Source organism: Corynebacterium sp. UMB10321, assembly GCF_030228725.1.
In the GTDB taxonomy this organism is placed as follows: Bacteria; Actinomycetota; Actinomycetes; order Mycobacteriales; family Mycobacteriaceae; genus Corynebacterium; species Corynebacterium pseudogenitalium.
This window is the reverse complement of sequence record NZ_JASOZC010000001.1, coordinates 469,527-485,335: the sequence shown is the minus strand read 5'-3', so window position 1 is coordinate 485,335 and position 15,809 is coordinate 469,527. Positions and strand designations below refer to the sequence as shown.

Sequence of the window (15,809 nt, the reverse complement as noted above, 5' to 3'; positions counted from 1 at the left end):
TACAGCTAAGATGAGGGCGTGTCCAAATCAGCTGCTAGAGAACAGTCACCCGATTTTCATGAGCTAGGGGTCGCCGCCGAACTCATCGATGCCCTCGAGAAGCTCGATATCCATCGCACATTTTCCATCCAGGAACTTGCGATCCCCCTCGCGCTCGACGGCCGCGACATCATCGGCCAAGCCCGCACGGGAATGGGCAAAACCTACGGCTTCGGCATCCCGTTGCTCGACCGAGTATTTGACGACGCCACCATCGCCGAACTCGACGGCACACCCCGCGCCCTCGTGGTCGTCCCCACCCGCGAGCTCGCCGTGCAGGTCGGCGACGACCTGGAGCGGGCAGCGAAGTACACCCCGGTGCGCGTCGCCACCATCTACGGCGGGCGGCCCTACCAGGAGCAGATCGACGCGCTGCACAAGGGCGTCGACGTCGTCGTGGGCACGCCCGGCCGTCTCATCGACCTCTACCACCAGGGCGAGCTGCAGCTCGGCCATGTCGCGATCCTCGTCCTCGATGAAGCCGACGAGATGCTCGACATGGGCTTTTTGCCCGACATCGAAACGCTGTGGTCCGCCCTACCTGACCAACTGCAAACGATGCTGTTCTCCGCGACCATGCCCGGCCAGATCCTGCAGCTGGCGCGCTCCAAGATGAACACGCCGATCCACATCCGCGCCGAGCAAGGCGAGGAAGCCGCCTCCACCCACGAAAGCACCAAACAGGTCGTGTTCTACGCCCACCACATGGACAAACCCGAGGTGCTCGCGCGCGTCCTGCAGGCCAACGGCCGCGGCAAAACCATCATCTTCACCCGCACGAAGCGCTCCGCCGCGCGCGTCGCCGACGACCTCGGCCAGCGCGGCTTCTCCGTCGGCGCCGTCCACGGCGACCTTGGGCAGGGTGCGCGCGAGGCCTCCCTGAACGCCTTCCGCGAAGGGGACGTCGAAATCCTCGTCGCCACCGACGTTGCAGCACGAGGCATCGACGTCGACGACGTCACCCACGTGATCAACTACCAAGTCCCCGACGACCCAATGACCTACGTCCACCGCATCGGCCGCACCGGGCGCGCAGGCCACTCCGGCACCGCCGTGACCATGGCCGACCTCGACGAAACAGCGAAATGGGAAGCAATCAACGAGGAGCTTTCCCTCGACAAACCACAGCCCCCAACGTGGTTTTCCACCTCCGAAGAGCTCTTCGAGGCCCTGGACATTCCGGACTCGGCTTTATCCACGGTGGGCAAACCGCGTAAAGTGCTCGGAGCACGCCCGCAACGCTCGGGCGAGAGAACACCCTCCACGAGACGTGGAACGAACCGCTCAGGAAGGAAACGGCGTTGAGTCAGCCCCTACGTCGCACCCGCAACGACTTGATCGCGACCGCAGTGATCACCGCGATCGCAATCATCCTCCTTGCCATCGCGTTTTTCACCGCACCGATCCGCAGCTCTCACCTGGAGCCGGCGGCGGAGGAATATGAGAACGCGGGACGCCTCGCCGTCGTTCCCTCGAAGGTCGAGGAAGCCTTCCGCCTTCCGGACACCTCCCCCGGCGTCCAACCCGTGATCGCTGCAGGCATGATCATCACCTACAACGACGGCACCATCACCGCAACCACGCCGGCCGGCGACACCGCTTGGACCTACACACGCCCGAACGAGCTATGCCTGCTCGGCCATGCGTGGGACAAGGTCGTCGCCGCATACCGCGACAATGCTGGCTGTGGGGACGTCGTCACGATCAACGCGCTCACCGGCGAGTACGCAGGCACCCGCTCCGCCATCGCACCCGAGGTGATCACACGTGTGCAGTCCAACGACCGCGTCGGCTACGTCAGCTCCCACCGCGTCGAGCTGTGGCGCTCCGACATGGTCAAGACCGTCGAATACGGCTACAACGAGGCCCCGCAGGAGCCGGACATGCAGCCAGAGTCCTGCACCATCAACTCCGCGCTGACCCGCACCGACATTATGGCGACCACGGAGTACTGCGACGACGGCCCCAAGCTCAAGTTCCAGAACACCACCCCCGAGGACTCCCGCGAGCCCGAGATGTACGAAAGCGTCGACATCTCCGAGAACGCCTACCTCGTCGCGGTGTCCCAGGACGCGGCCGCGATCTACGACCCAGACAGCCACAAAGTCCGCACCTACGACAAGGACGGCAACGACCTCGCCGCCTCCGAAATCCCGCCACTGGACGGCCCGCAGAAGATCGACCAAATTGTCGACGTCCTCCCCGTCGCCGACTTACCCCACCACATGACGTACCACGAAGGCGACACCCTGCTGCTCATGGAACCCTCCCGCCTGAGCGTTACCGGCGTGTTCCAGGGCGCGCTTGGCACCGGCTTCCCCGCCGGCGAGCGCCTGCTCTACGCCTCCGACACCGGCATCGCCGTCGCCAACTGGGACGACAACAAGGTGGAGAAGATCATCCCCGTCGATCGTGGCGGATACACCGGCCCCGTTTACATCGACTCCGCCGGCACCACGATCGTAGAAAAGCGCGGCGAGGAGATCGTCGTTCTCAACACGAACCTCTCCTAACGCCGCGCACCCCGATCCCCCGCGCCCGTCGCTTGGTAGCTTTGGTAGCTCTGCTAGCGGCGGGCCTTTTTCAGTTCATACATCGCCTCTTGGTAGGCCGCTGACGCCGGGTGGAACACCGTAATCAACACGAGCACCGCCGACAGCGCCGTCGCCGCACTGAGTAGGTGCGCGCCCCCGAGGAACATATAAAACGCCACACCGAGCAGGATCGCCTCGATGAGCACGATCGCGCCCGAGCCCCTTGGCCGCCCCTGTAGCGTCGAGATAGCCACAAACGCAACAAAACCGAAGACGATGGCAAGGAACACCGCCGTGCCCAACGCCACGTAATGGCTTGCTTCCGCGCTCGATTCAATGCTGCTATCGCTAATGCCTTCAATCTGGGCGTAGATCAGCATGATGATGTAGCCGAGCATCGCCAAGCACTGCAGCAACACGACGACCGCCCCGAACCGCAGCATGCCCGGAACGCCAGTGTGGTCCAATGAGTTTTCTTTGCTGTTCACACAACGGAGTCTAATGATCAGGGCCAGATTCCGACACCAGTTGCGGTGCAGACGATTGCCGATTTGACCTTAGCGAACACATATGTCAGCTAATTCTTTTCTTATATATGCAGCTCAGGGCGCTAAGAGCGCTCTATCACAGGAAACTCACACCACATATGAGCGGCAACAATGAATACAATCCATATGATTCCAATCACACTTTTGCCCAGAACCCTAGCGGAAAGCTCAAAACCGTGCCATCATTCTCGAGTAGCAAAAATTACGGGCTGATGTCACAGCCCTTAACCCTAAGTCACCACAGGGTTAACGCCAGGTCTGGAAGTGGAGTCCCGCACGATGCGGAGCACTCGCCCGGGCAATGGAATCAAACTTAGTTTGCAACACGCCCCAAAAGGGTTGTGAATGTGGTGCGCAAAAAATACATAGTCACGAAACATTTTTGATCTTGAAGGAGTACTTATTATGGATTGGCGCCACGAAGCCGTTTGCCGCGACGAAGACCCAGAACTCTTCTTCCCTGTCGGCAACTCCGGCCCTGCACTCGCTCAGATCGCCGAAGCCAAGCTTGTTTGCAACCGCTGCCCAGTCACTTCCCACTGCATGAAGTGGGCACTGGAGACCGGCCAGGACGCCGGCGTCTGGGGCGGCCTTTCTGAGGAAGAGCGTCGCGCACTGAAGCGCCGCAACAAGGCCCGCGCGCGCAACCGCGCACGCCTGTCGGCCTAAGCTCTACGGCTATTGCCGGTGCCTCTCGCAGAATTTCCTCGGGGGATTTCACCGCACTGCGGCAACAACGATAAACTGAATACTTTGTAACTAGGTTTGCACCTAATTCATCGCATTTTAAAGGAGGCACCATGAGCAAGCGTGGCCGTAAGCGTAAGGACCGTCGCAAGAAGAGCGCGAACCGCGGTAAGCGCCCAAACGCATAAGAACGCGAACACTCCCCATCGGCAAGGACCATGAGTCCACGCCGATGGGGAGTTTTTTCGTGCCATGAGCTCGTGTTGCTAGCTGCAGTAGTTGCCTGTGTGTTGGCTGGGCACCACATTCCTATCACGGGCACGCGCGACCAGGGGATTCCGATTGCCAGCCAGAGCAAAACCCGGAATCTGGTGCGCCGCCCTCACACCTCCCCACGCTCCTGAAAAATAGTTCCCACCCCCGGGAACTATCTCGTTCTTCAGCCCCACTCCGGTCGACCAACACCTATGTTTCCCCAGCTCACGACGAGTGACCATAAAGATCGTTCCCGGCACCACAGACCTGCAGGGAACAATCCCAACCCCCAACCACAACGAAAAGGGCCCATGCCACCAGGAACACTCCCGGCACCACAGGCCCCACAGAACAACTGGCTAGAAGTGCAGACCACCAGACATCGCCGCGGCAACACCACCACCAATTAACAGCAGCAGCACCACAATCGGAGCAACAATCGCCGCGATATTCGTCTCACCAGCCTGGCTTGCGTTATCGTCACGAGCAGTCGGCTCAGCAACGCTCGCCGCTGGACGCTGCGCCGTCGTCAACTGCAAGGACTCATGCTTACCAGCCTTCGCCGTCGTCGGGGCAGTCTGTGTATTCTGCTGCGGTTTACGAGGCGCACCAGCCATCGCCTCGCCATCAGCATCCGCATCTAACTCGGCGGCAACATCAAACCGGCCAGCAAACGCCTGCGAACCATCCTCATTGACCACACGCACATCCAACGGCAACGACGACGTCTTGACCACACCCACCGTCACCGGCAACTCCACCGTCGCCTCTCCTTGACCAGCAACCGTGACAACCTGCTCGGCCTTCCCAGACGGGTAGATCACCTCAAGGCGCATCCGGGCTGCATCCAACCCAGGATTTGCAACCTTCAAGCTCACCGTATTCTCACCACGGTGAAGCTCAGGGTCACCTACAACAGCAACCTTCGCACTGCCCTGCGCGGCCTCAGCTTGCTGCATCGCTTCCTGCTGCGCGGCAAGCGCTTTACCATCAACCTTCACATCGGCGGCACCGATGGTGGAGTTGTAGTCCTTACCAATCTTGCCGGTGTTGATCATCAGGTTGTCCCAGTCGGCTGGCACACGGTAGTCACCTTTGTAGCAGTCCATGCCCGGCTGGTTGCATACCTCTGGCAGTGGCCCACCGGAGACGGATTCTTCATCCGAGTAGTTAAAGTGGGTGAACTGGTAGAGGTAGTTCATCACCGAGTAGTAGTTCGGCAGGTAATCCGACTGCGGGACCTCGTTGGCGAACTTCATCGAACCATTGTGGTTGAGCCCCAGCGTGTGGCCGAGCTCGTGCATGATCGTGTTGCGCAGCTGATCATCGGTGCGCATGCGTTCATGCTTGGCAACATAAAACGAGTTATCCGCAACCAGGGCCAACCCGGTACCCCAGTGGCCGCGCTGCATCTGGTCCCCAATGACACCAACCCGGAAGACTGCCGCACGTGCACCCAAGAGGGTATCGATATTATCGACCAGCTTCATGCCCGGGATGGTGCCCTCGAAGTAGTACGGGGCATAGGCTTCAGTCTGTCCACCATGACGCGTCGAGTAGTTTGCAATGTTGGTGTAGGTATCACCGGCATCGATGTGCAGGTTGACCCCGTACTGGTCGAAGCGATCCACCAGTTGCTGCAAAATATCGCGGTGTGGGCGGTAGCTTGCCACCGACATCTGCGCACACGCAGCAGCATCCGCACCAGGTGTGTCGCAGCCAGCCTGCTGCCACTGCGAGTTCATCCAATTAAGCTGCAGGAACAAATCCGGTCGCTCAGGATCAGCACCCCACTGATTCAGTGGCATGACCGTACCGTCACTTAAGGTCACCCCTTCGCGTTCCCACATATCCGGCAGACCGTCACCATCAGAATCAACAGCACTGTCTTGGGTTGTAACCTCCATGTGCATAGCGGCAGTCAACGTTGCACCAGCATCAATGCGCTCAAACCAACGACCACGCTGGAAGCTGGCCCCTGCCGGATCCACAAACCCAACCTCACCGGCAGCCGTGGTGCGCTGGAACGCATCGGCTACACCAGACGAGGTTGCATTATCGAACGACACCGAGGTCTCATAGCCAAGCTGTGCCGGGGCAACAACAAACTTCCCATCCGTATAGGAGCCGGAAAGCCCGACCTGGGAGTTAATCTGATTCGTCAGATCCGCCTGCACAAACGCCGAGGAATCCTTGTTGTTGGTCACCCGCACAATGACATCGACACGGTTGCCTGCAAAGCGGTATTCACGCTCGACCGACACACCAGCCGCCTGGTCTTCACCGCGGTAGATGACCACCTGGGTGTTACCATCGCGGTAGGTATCCACGTTAAGGTCAGACTCTAAATCCACTAGCGCACCATCGGCACGCAAGTCCACATACAGTGAGGACTCCTGGCTGCCAGCAATGGAGCGGGCATCCGTAAACTTCAACGTCGAAATACGACCCGGCTGTGTTACCGAGTTGTGAAAGACCGCACCCGGCCCGTCAGCGGTCACTGTGACCGACGAGTCAGCAACAGCCATCTCCGCGTGAGCAACCTGTGCACCATTAGCCGCAACGGCCAACACACACGCTGCTACGCATACCTTCCGCGCAATGCTGTTCATCATCGTTGTCACAATCCTTATACCTTCCATCACGCACCACCCAACCGGTGGAACATGAAACCCTTCGTTGTTCTGACCCCAAGTTTATGCACCGCAACTATACATGGCTAATCCACCCAAAACACGACAACAAAACAGGCAAAAACACGCCTACAAAACCCGGATTGTTCAACACATCTAGCCCCACAACCTGCACACATAGCTTAAAAAACACTCAGGAACCATCGCAACAAACCCAACATGTTCAACAAACCCACCGACACCTGTCGATGGGTGTTCAACAATCAACCCACCCGCATAATATGCGCTCTAGTGCAACAGTAGGTAAGAGAATACTTAACAAATCAGGATTACCAGGCACGACATGTGTCACTCGACACCTGTCGCCGACACTATTAATGCACAACCTTTTTATGCCAAAAACCTTTCGTGGTCTGATGTAGCCAAACTTAGGCCCTATGGATGCGTTAGGCAGACCTTTTCGTGATCGTTGAACAGTTGGCACCCCCGTGTTTTACCCCCGTTGGGTTGGGTCGAAAGTATGAAAGGCCCGAACCAGCATGATGCTTGTACTGGTTCGGGCCCGGCAAACAACGCCAACACGCGGCATTTAACGCCGCTGAATACGCACCTCTGTGTAGGAAATTGAGGTGATAATCCGCTCCCTCAATACCCGTGGCGCGTGGGCCTGCCCGCAGCAGTCGCGCACAAGGCCACGGATCGCTTCCTCCGATTCAAGCTGGCGGAGGCAGTCAGGGCAGCTCGCTAATTCTTTTCGGATGGCGGCCACGCGCTCAGGTGGCGTGTCCGGCTGGAACAGCTCGCACAGCAGCTGGTGCATGCCGCGGCAGTCAGCTTCACTTGCGTGGTTATGTTCTGTTGCCATTACTTCTCCTCCACCTTCTGCTGCTTCAACTCCGCCATATCCGCATGGTCGAGCCCGATGCCCTGTTCATGTGCCACGTCTTTCAACATCTCGCGCAGTTGTTTTCTTCCACGGTGCAGTCGGCTCATGACGGTCCCCAGTGGAATGTCCATCACTTCGGCGATTTCCTTGTACGCCATGCCTTCGACGTCCGCGTAGTAGACCACCATGCGGTAGTCCTCATTCAGCGCGTTGAGCGCTTCGCTGATCCGCGAGTTCGGCATCGCCTTGAGCGCCTCAACCTCCGCTGATTCGAGGCCGGTCGAGTCGTGCGAGCTTGTGGTGTACAGCTGGTGGTCGGTCACGTCCTCGGCCGAGGTTTCCAGTGGTCGGCGCTTCTTCTTCCTGTAGGAGTTGATGTACGTGTTCGTCATGATTCGGTACATCCACGCCTTCAGGTTGGTGCCTGGTTTGAAGCTGTCGAATGCGTTGTACGCCTTTAAGAAGGTCTCTTGCACGAGGTCTTCGGCGTCTTGGGGGTTGCGGGTCATCCGCAGCGCGCCGCCGTAGAGCTGGTCTAGCAGTGGCATCGCTTCCTCAGTAAAGCGTGTTTTGAGGTCTGTTTCGGCCATAGGGGCCATTGTAGCCAGCCGGGCGCGCGACGTAGCATCGTCTGTATGCAACGAACTCGTGCTTTGAAAGTTGTGGCGAAGACTCCTCATAAGGTGTTGGAGTACGCCGCGAGCCAGGATAATTTCGGTGAGCATTCGGCCCATGAGCTGGGACTTGATCCTACGACGGTGCTCAAGACGCTGGTGGTGTCGAATGTGCAGGACCCGAAGAAGCTCGCTCTGTGCTGCGTGCCGGTCTCTGGGCACCTGAGTTTGAAGGCAGCAGCGAAGGCGCTGGGGTGGAAGAAGGCTGCGATGGCGGAGCTCGCACAGGCTGAGCACGCCACGGGCTATGTCGTGGGTGGCATCTCGCCGCTGGGCACGCTCAAGAGGCTCCCAGTGCTTCTCGACGCCACCATCGAATCCCTCGACGCCATCACCGTCTCCGCCGGTCAGCGGGGGCTATCCGTGCAACTGGCCCCGGGTGACCTGGCGAAGCTGACGTCTGGGAAGTTCGCGCCGATCGGCGCCTAGATCGGTTGGATGAGCTCGGGCGAATCGTTTCGGACGTTGCCCACCTCGCGCCCAACCGCATGCCATTGCAGCTGCGGTGCCACGCGCGAGGGAGAGATGAGCTCTTGGGCCTCTTCTGTTGTGCCTTGTGTCCACTGCTCGATTTCCTCAGGCAAGAGGAAGAGCGGGAGCCGGTGGTGTAGCCACGCGATGCGCTCGGCGGCGTCGGTGGTGACCATGGTCGTCGAAAGCCGGTTGGCGCCGGTGTCCCACAGTGCGGCGGCGGCGAGCATCCCGGACTCCGGGGTGACGTAGTAGGGCTGTTTTTCGTGCCATTCGTAGTAGCCGTCGAGAAGCATGATGCCGCGCTGCGAGCGCATTGCGCTACGGAACGACGGCTTTACCGCGACGGTCTCCCCGCGCGCGTTGAACAGTGGCGGGCCGGAGTCGTCGCGCTTCCAGCTCGGGAGAAGGCCCCAGCGCGCGGCTTGGACGAGCGCCTCGTGTTCGTGGAAGCGCACGATGGGTACTTGGTGCGTCGGCGCGACGTTGTAGCGGGCGGGTGGCGTGCCGTCGGGCGCTACAACTTCGCGCACGCCTGGGAGAGAGCCGACGAATCCGAGGAGTTGCTCGCCGGTGCTAAACAAAACGAAACGGCCACACATTCCTCCATTATGATGTACGACATGACTGACTTGTGGCCAGCCCCCTCCATTGCCGACCCCGTCCGCGCCACACTCGCGCTGCCGGGGTCGAAATCGATGACGAACCGCGCCTATGTTCTCGCGGCGCTGGCCTCTGGCCCGTCGACGCTGGTCGGGCCGCTGCGCTCCCGCGACACCGACCTCATGGAGGCAGCCCTGGCTGCCCTCGGCGTGCAGTTCACCCACGACGGCGACACCGTGCACGTCCAGCCAGCACCGCTGCGCGGCGGCAACATCGATTGCGGCCTGGCAGGCACCGTGATGCGCTTCGTGCCACCCGTGGCAGCGTTCGCGCACGGCACCACCCGCTTCGACGGCGACCCGCACGCTCGCACCCGGCCGATGGGCACCATCCTGGATGCGCTGCGCCAGCTCGGCGCCGATATCGACGGGGAGCGCCTCCCCTTCACTGTCCACGGCACCGGCACTGTCGCAGGCGGGGACGTCAGCATTGACGCCTCCGGGTCTTCCCAGTTCGTCTCCGGACTGCTGCTTGCCGCGGCGCGCTTCGAGCAAGGCGTCACCATCACCCACACGGGCGACTCGCTGCCATCCATGCCGCATATTGATATGACGGTGGCAATGCTGCGCGAAGCCGGCGTCGAGACGCAGTGCGAGGACGCGACCTGGCACGTTGCCCCGCAGGAGATCCGCGGGAGGCGCTGGGAGATTGAGCCGGACCTGTCGAACGCGACGCCGTTTTTGGCCGCCGCGGCGATCACCGGTGGCGAGGTGCGCATCGAGCACTGGCCAACGCAGACGACGCAGGCGGGCGACGTAATCCGCGACATCCTGGCGCAAATGGGCTGCGAGGTCGAACTATCCGGCAACTCACTGCGCGTGCAGGGCCCGACCCCAGGCACCCTGCAGGGCATCAGCCTGGACATGGGAGACATCGGCGAGCTCACCCCGACCGTCGCGGCGCTAGCCACGCAGGCGGCGACCCCCTCGGAGCTGACCGGCATCGCGCACCTGCGCGGGCATGAAACGGACCGGCTGGCGGCGCTCACCACCGAAATCAACAGGCTTGGCGGCGCCTGCGAGGAGCTTGACGACGGTCTCCGTATCCACCCACAGCCCCTCCACGGCGGCACGTGGCACTCTTACGACGACCACCGCATGGCCACCGCCGGCGCCATCATCGGCCTGACCACCCCGGGTGTGCAGGTGGAAAACATCGCAACGACGGCAAAGACCCTGCCCGACTTCCCCACGATGTGGCACACCGCGCTCCAGCACGAAGAAGCATAGAAAGAACCCCATGGCACGCCGCAAGTTCAGCGATTACGACGAATCCGACGTCCGCGTCCGGCCCGGCCGCGGCTCGCGCCCCCGCACCAAGGACCGCCCCTCCTACGAGGACGCGCTCACCGGGATGGTGGTCACGAAGGATAGGGGGCGCTGGGGTGTCATGCTGGATAACGGCACGCTGGTTGCCTGCATGCGGGCACGCCATCTGAAGCGCACCAGCATCGAAGTCGGCGACCGAGTCAGCGTTGTGGGCGATACCAGCGGGCGCAAGGACACGCTCGCCCGCATCGTGCTGCGCGCCGACCGCACTTCGGTCCTGCGCCGCACCGCGGACGACACCGACCCCTTCGAGCGTGTCGTCGTCGCCAACGCGGAGCTATTGCTCATCGTGGTCGCCGCCGCCGACCCGCCGCCGCGCACCGGGCTTGTGGAGCGCGCGCTCATCGCCGCATTCGTCGGCGGGGTGCGCCCCATTGTCTGCATGACAAAAACGGACCTCGCGCGCCCCGACGAGTTCATCGCAGAAATCGAGGACCTCAACGTCGAAGTCCTCACCGTAGGTATCGACGATCCCCTCGACCAACTCACACAACGCCTCAACGACCACGTCTCGGCCTGCGTCGGCCACTCCGGCGTGGGCAAGTCGACGCTGGTCAACCGCCTCGTCCCGGACGCGCAACGCGAAACCGGCGACGTCTCCGGCGTGGGCAAGGGCCGCCACACCTCGACGCAGTCCGTGGCGCTCGAGCTTCCGGGCGGCGGCTGGATCATCGACACACCGGGCATCCGCTCGTTCGGCCTGGCGCACGTCTCCCCCGACCAAGTCATCGACGTCTTCCCCGAGCTCGCCGAGGCAGCCCAGGAATGCCCGCGCGGCTGCACGCATGCCGGCCCGCCCACGGACCCGGAGTGCGCCTGGGACGCCTTCGAGGGAGGGGCGCTGTCGCGCCGCGTCGCCGCCGTGCGACGCCTACTCAGCGCGCTGCGCTCCAACAACGAGTGGGATCTAAAGCAGCTCGACGAGGAACGGTAGCTCGCTGACGTCGTAAAACGCCAGGTAATTGTCCTGCGCGTCCCCGACAGCCAGCTCCGCGTCCTCGTCCCCGAGGTCTGCGGCGTCGATGTGTTCGATGGCCTTCGCCGTCGCCGCTTCCGCCTCCGCCAGGTCGATATGGATCGCGGCAACGTCCTCCAGCGCCACCGGCCCAGACACCCGCACGACGGAGTCCCCCATGTCATCGGCTTCCTCGGCGTCCACGTCCGCGGAGATCACCACGCGGCGGTGCGGGAACCGATCCTGGTCACCAATCGCCAGCAGACGGATGGAGGCCAGCGCGGCGTCGTCAAACGCTACTGCCTCAATCTCCTCCTCATCGCCGGAGGTGAAGAACTCGCGCAGCGCCGTCGTCGCGGCGAAGCCCCACCCGTTGCGCGGGTGCAGCACCTTGTCTGCGGCGAGTCCCTCCACCATGGAGAACGTCGCGGGGATGTAGACGCGCATTAAAACTCCCCCTCGATATTGAACAGCGTCTGGATCTCCACCGCGGTGCGGTCAAACGCCGTGTGCAAAATCGCGATCATGCCGCACTCGACGGCCGAGCGGACGTTCATGATGTCGTCATCGATCATGACGCAGTCATTGAGCGGAATATCCAGCGCATCCGCCGCGGCCTGGAATGCTGCCGGGGACGGCTTCTCCGCACCAATGTCGCCGGAGAGCACCACCGCATCCACGACACCGCGGAACTCCCAGTCCCGCACCGCGTCCGCCATTTGGCCCTCGGATTCCTCGTTGGACAAAATGCCTACGGCCTTGTCTTTCTCCTTCACAGCCTCAATCAGCTGCTGCCAGCGGCGCTGGTCCTCCGGGTCCTGGTCCAACACACCTGCGTAGTCAATAATGAGTCCCTGCATTTGGACGCCTCAATTCCTGTACTTCGTTTTCGGTTCTTCTGCAGTGCACACCAAAGTGCGCAAATTCTCCTAGCGCCCTCACGGCGCGAACGTGCACAATACTACCTACCAGCACCCCGCACCGTGCACAACGATACGAAAGGACCCCGCCGTGACCTACTACCCCGCCCCTGGCCACCAGCACGTTCAACTGCTCGTTCCCTCCCCGAAGCGCTCCGGACGCGCAGCGGAAACGCGCCGCCGCCAAGCACGGTACTCACCCAGCGACCCTCGCCGCACCGGATCCAACGTCGCCCCGCTCGTGCGCACAGCGCTCGCAGCAAGCTTCGGAGCCACAAACCTCCGTGCACTGCGCGCCGACCGCTTTTCCACGGCCGCCCGCACCAACGTCCGCGCCTACCGTCGCTTCCAGCAACAACACGCGGGCCCGCCGCGCATCGTCACCTGCCACGCCCGCGACGGCGGCGAGTTCTTCGGCACCGTCGCTACAGGGCAAAAGCGCTTCGGGTTCGTGGCAAAAATGGACAACGGCCGACTGGTGTCCTTCAAGATTCTCTAAGGAACACCAACCGGCCGGGGCGTGCAGGACGAGGTTAGGCCTGCGCCGTCTCGTCTTCTGCCGACTCGAACTGCTTGCGCATCATGAAGAGCTGACGCACCGTCTCCTCCTGGATGGCCTCATTCATCGCGTTGAACATGTCGCCACCCTCCTTCTGGTACTCAACCAGCGGGTCGCGCTGCGCCATCGCACGCAGGCCGATGCCCTCCTTGAGGTAATCCATCTCGTAGAGGTGCTCACGCCACTTCGTATCGATGATCGGCAGGATCACCATACGCTCCACGTTGCGCATCTGCTCCTCGCCGCCGATCTCGGCAACGTTCGCCTCGAGCTGATCGTACTGCGCCTGGGCGTCGTCGATGAGTGCCTCGCGCAGCTGCTCAGCGGTGAGCTCGCCCGGCTTGCCGTACTCGTCGCCGTCGATAAGCTCCTGGGCCGTCTTCGACGGGCCGTACAGGGACTCGAGTGCGTGCCAGAGTTCCTGCAGGTCCCAGTCCTCGACGTAGCCCTCCATCGTCGCGCCATCCACGTACGCGCCGACAGTCGAGCTGATCATGCGGCGGACCTGATCCTTGATGTCCTTCGACGCCAAGATCTCCTGGCGCTCACCGTAGACCACCTTGCGCTGCTCGTTGAGCACCTCGTCGTACTTCAGGACGTTCTTACGCATCTCGAAGTTCTGGTTCTCAACCTGCGACTGCGCGCCCTTAATCGCATTCGACACCATCTTCGCCTCAATCGGAACATCGTCCGGAACGTTGAGGCGGTTCATCATGTTTTCCATCGACTGGCCAACGAAGCGGACCATGAGCTCGTCGCGCATCGACAGGTAGAAACGGGTCTCACCCGGGTCACCCTGACGGCCAGAACGGCCACGCAGCTGGTTATCAATACGACGAGACTCGTGGCGCTCCGTACCGATCACGTACAGGCCACCAGCCTCACGTACTTCGTCGCCGAGCTGCTTCGAGCGCTCCTTCGCCTTCGGCAGCTGCTCGTTCCACGCCTCCTGGTAGCGCTCCTCGTCCTCGAAGGGGTCGAGGCCCTGCTCCTGCAGCTTCGCGTCCAACAGAATTTCCGGGTTGCCACCCAGCACGATATCCGTACCGCGACCAGCCATGTTCGTAGAGACCGTCACCTTCGCCGGCAGACCAGCCTCCGCAATAATGCGGCCTTCTTCCTCGTGGTGCTTCGCGTTGAGCACATTGTGCTTAATGCCCTTGCGCGTCAGCAGCTGCGAGAGGTACTCCGAGCGCTCCACCGAGGTGGTACCGACCAGCACCGGCTGGCCCTTCTCGACGTGCTCCGCAATATCCTCCGCAACAGCGGCGAACTTCGCTTCCTGCGTCTTGTAGATCAGGTCGTCGCGGTCCACACGCTGGTTCGGGCGGTTCGGTGGAATCTGCACAACGTCCATCTTGTAGATCTGGTGCAGCTCCGCCGCCTCAGTCTCAGCGGTACCGGTCATGCCAGCCAGCTTGTCGTAGAGACGGAAGTAGTTCTGCAGCGTCACCGTCGCCAGCGTCTGGTTCTCGTTCTTGATCTCGACGTTTTCCTTCGCCTCGATCGCCTGGTGCATACCCTCGTTGTAGCGACGGCCCGCCAGCACGCGGCCCGTGAAGCTATCGACGATCATGACCTCACCCTGGCGGATGATGTAGTCCTTATCGCGCTCGAAGAGTTCCTTCGCCTTAATAGCGTTATTCAGGTAGCTCACCAGCTGCGAGTGCTCAGGCGCGTACAGGTTGTCAATGCCCAGCTGGTCCTCGACGAACTCCACGCCTTCCTCGGAGATACCAATGGTGCGCTTACGGTGGTCCACCTCGTAGTGGATGCCCTCGCGCATACGCGGTGCGAGCTGCGCGAACACGGTGTAGAACTGGCTGGAGCCATCAACCGGGCCGGAAATAATCAGCGGGGTACGGGCTTCGTCGATAAGAATCGAGTCAACCTCGTCCACGATGGCGAAGTTGTGGCCGCGCTGCACCATGTCGTTGACCGAACGGGTCATGTTGTCACGCAAGTAGTCGAAGCCGAGTTCGTTATTGGTGCCGTACGTAATCGCCGCGTCGTACGCCTTCTTGCGCTCCTGCGGGCGCATGTCGGACAGGATCACACCAACGTCGAGCCCCAGGAAGTGGTGGACACGACCCATCATCTCGGCGTCACGCTTTGCCAAGTAGTCGTTGACGGTAACAATGTGCACGCCCTTGCCGCTCAAACCATTGAGGTAGGCAGGCAGCACCGAGGTCAGGGTCTTACCTTCACCAGTTTTCATCTCGGCGACGGAACCGAAGTGGAGCGCGGCACCGCCCATGATCTGCACCTTGTAGTGCTTCTGCCCCAGCACGCGCCAGGATGCCTCGCGGGCTGTCGCGAACGCATCGAGCAAAATGTCGTCGAGCGAAGCGCCGTCGGCAATCTTTTGCTTAAACTCTTCCGTTTTGGCCTTCAACTCGTCATCTGTGAGTGCCGCGTACTCCTCATCGAGATCCATGACTTGATCAGCGATCTTCGAGAGGCGTTTTACCATACGCCCTTCACCCGCACGCAGCAGTTTCGACAGTCCAAACACGTTTCTAGAATCCTTCAAAAGTTAGAAAAACAAAGCGATCACGCCAGCTCTACGCGCTGCTTTTATGTACCAATCGGCCATTGTACGCACGCGTCAACGAAAACAGGCAATCACAACTGGTGGAATCAATAAGAAAAGAATG

Annotated in this window: 15 protein-coding genes; 7 read left to right on the top strand and 8 right to left on the bottom strand. The window is 61.4% G+C overall.

The genetic code is table 11. From position 1 onward, the window contains the following. Positions 1 to 18: 18 nt before the first annotated feature. Positions 19 to 1,344: a DEAD/DEAH box helicase gene (locus QP752_RS02370; RefSeq protein WP_284804222.1), complete on the top strand. Its 1,326-nt coding sequence runs from the start codon at positions 19 to 21 to the stop codon at positions 1,342 to 1,344. Then, complete coding sequence (locus QP752_RS02365; RefSeq protein WP_284804220.1) at positions 1,341 to 2,552, top strand: hypothetical protein; 1,212 nt, start codon at positions 1,341 to 1,343, stop codon at positions 2,550 to 2,552. Before QP752_RS02370 ends, QP752_RS02365 begins: the two co-directional genes overlap by 4 nt. 53 nt (positions 2,553 to 2,605) lie before the next feature. On the opposite strand, the gene QP752_RS02360 is transcribed toward QP752_RS02365, so the two are convergent. Next, positions 2,606 to 3,061, bottom strand: a complete 456-nt coding sequence (locus QP752_RS02360; protein ID WP_284804218.1) for a hypothetical protein — start codon at positions 3,059 to 3,061, stop codon at positions 2,606 to 2,608. 465 nt (positions 3,062 to 3,526) lie between these two features. On the opposite strand from QP752_RS02360, the gene QP752_RS02355 reads away from it, so the two are divergent. Then, positions 3,527 to 3,790, top strand: coding sequence for a WhiB family transcriptional regulator (locus QP752_RS02355; RefSeq protein ID WP_070362936.1), 264 nt, complete (start codon positions 3,527 to 3,529; stop codon positions 3,788 to 3,790). Positions 3,791 to 4,422: 632 nt separating this feature from the next. Here QP752_RS02355 and QP752_RS02350 read toward each other — a convergent pair. The 3 genes from QP752_RS02350 to QP752_RS02340 form a co-directional block, all read right to left on the bottom strand. Further along, positions 4,423 to 6,678: a hypothetical protein gene (locus QP752_RS02350; protein ID WP_284804216.1), complete on the bottom strand. Its 2,256-nt coding sequence runs from the start codon at positions 6,676 to 6,678 to the stop codon at positions 4,423 to 4,425. Between the two features lie 607 nt (positions 6,679 to 7,285). Further along, positions 7,286 to 7,561 carry a hypothetical protein gene (locus tag QP752_RS02345; RefSeq protein WP_070362937.1) on the bottom strand — a complete coding sequence of 92 codons (276 nt, stop codon included), beginning with the start codon at positions 7,559 to 7,561 and terminating at the stop codon, positions 7,286 to 7,288. Continuing rightward, on the bottom strand, positions 7,561 to 8,172 hold the full coding sequence (locus QP752_RS02340) for a sigma-70 family RNA polymerase sigma factor (protein ID WP_176754820.1): 612 nt from the start codon (positions 8,170 to 8,172) through the stop codon (positions 7,561 to 7,563). The genes QP752_RS02345 and QP752_RS02340 overlap by 1 nt, the downstream gene beginning before the upstream one ends. Positions 8,173 to 8,217: 45 nt before the next feature. On the opposite strand from QP752_RS02340, the gene ybaK reads away from it, so the two are divergent. After that, positions 8,218 to 8,685: a Cys-tRNA(Pro) deacylase gene (gene ybaK, locus QP752_RS02335; protein WP_070477729.1), complete on the top strand. Its 468-nt coding sequence runs from the start codon at positions 8,218 to 8,220 to the stop codon at positions 8,683 to 8,685. Here ybaK and QP752_RS02330 read toward each other — a convergent pair. Next, positions 8,682 to 9,329: an SOS response-associated peptidase gene (locus QP752_RS02330; RefSeq protein WP_252930905.1), complete on the bottom strand. Its 648-nt coding sequence runs from the start codon at positions 9,327 to 9,329 to the stop codon at positions 8,682 to 8,684. The genes ybaK and QP752_RS02330 overlap by 4 nt on opposite strands. A gap of 21 nt (positions 9,330 to 9,350) precedes the next feature. On the opposite strand from QP752_RS02330, the gene aroA reads away from it, so the two are divergent. Beyond that, positions 9,351 to 10,619, top strand: coding sequence for a 3-phosphoshikimate 1-carboxyvinyltransferase (gene aroA / locus QP752_RS02325; RefSeq protein WP_284804212.1), 1,269 nt, complete (start codon positions 9,351 to 9,353; stop codon positions 10,617 to 10,619). A gap of 10 nt (positions 10,620 to 10,629) precedes the next feature. Then, on the top strand, positions 10,630 to 11,652 hold the full coding sequence (gene rsgA, locus QP752_RS02320; RefSeq protein WP_256000590.1) for a ribosome small subunit-dependent GTPase A: 1,023 nt from the start codon (positions 10,630 to 10,632) through the stop codon (positions 11,650 to 11,652). Here rsgA and QP752_RS02315 read toward each other — a convergent pair. Together QP752_RS02315 and QP752_RS02310 are read right to left on the bottom strand one after the other, a co-directional pair. Beyond that, positions 11,626 to 12,120, bottom strand: a complete 495-nt coding sequence (locus QP752_RS02315) for a hypothetical protein (protein WP_070362942.1) — start codon at positions 12,118 to 12,120, stop codon at positions 11,626 to 11,628. The two genes, rsgA and QP752_RS02315, sit on opposite strands and share 27 nt — an antisense overlap. Next, positions 12,120 to 12,533 carry an HAD family hydrolase gene (locus QP752_RS02310; RefSeq protein WP_070975921.1) on the bottom strand — a complete coding sequence of 138 codons (414 nt, stop codon included), beginning with the start codon at positions 12,531 to 12,533 and terminating at the stop codon, positions 12,120 to 12,122. Before QP752_RS02310 ends, QP752_RS02315 begins: the two co-directional genes overlap by 1 nt. Positions 12,534 to 12,684: 151 nt before the next feature. Here QP752_RS02310 and QP752_RS02305 point away from each other — a divergent pair, with 151 nt between their 5' ends. Then, positions 12,685 to 13,092 carry a hypothetical protein gene (locus QP752_RS02305; protein ID WP_071572687.1) on the top strand — a complete coding sequence of 136 codons (408 nt, stop codon included), beginning with the start codon at positions 12,685 to 12,687 and terminating at the stop codon, positions 13,090 to 13,092. Between the two features lie 34 nt (positions 13,093 to 13,126). Here the strand turns inward: QP752_RS02305 and secA are convergent, their stop codons facing one another. Continuing rightward, positions 13,127 to 15,667, bottom strand: coding sequence for a preprotein translocase subunit SecA (secA, locus tag QP752_RS02300; protein ID WP_256000589.1), 2,541 nt, complete (start codon positions 15,665 to 15,667; stop codon positions 13,127 to 13,129). Positions 15,668 to 15,809: the final 142 nt, after the last annotated feature.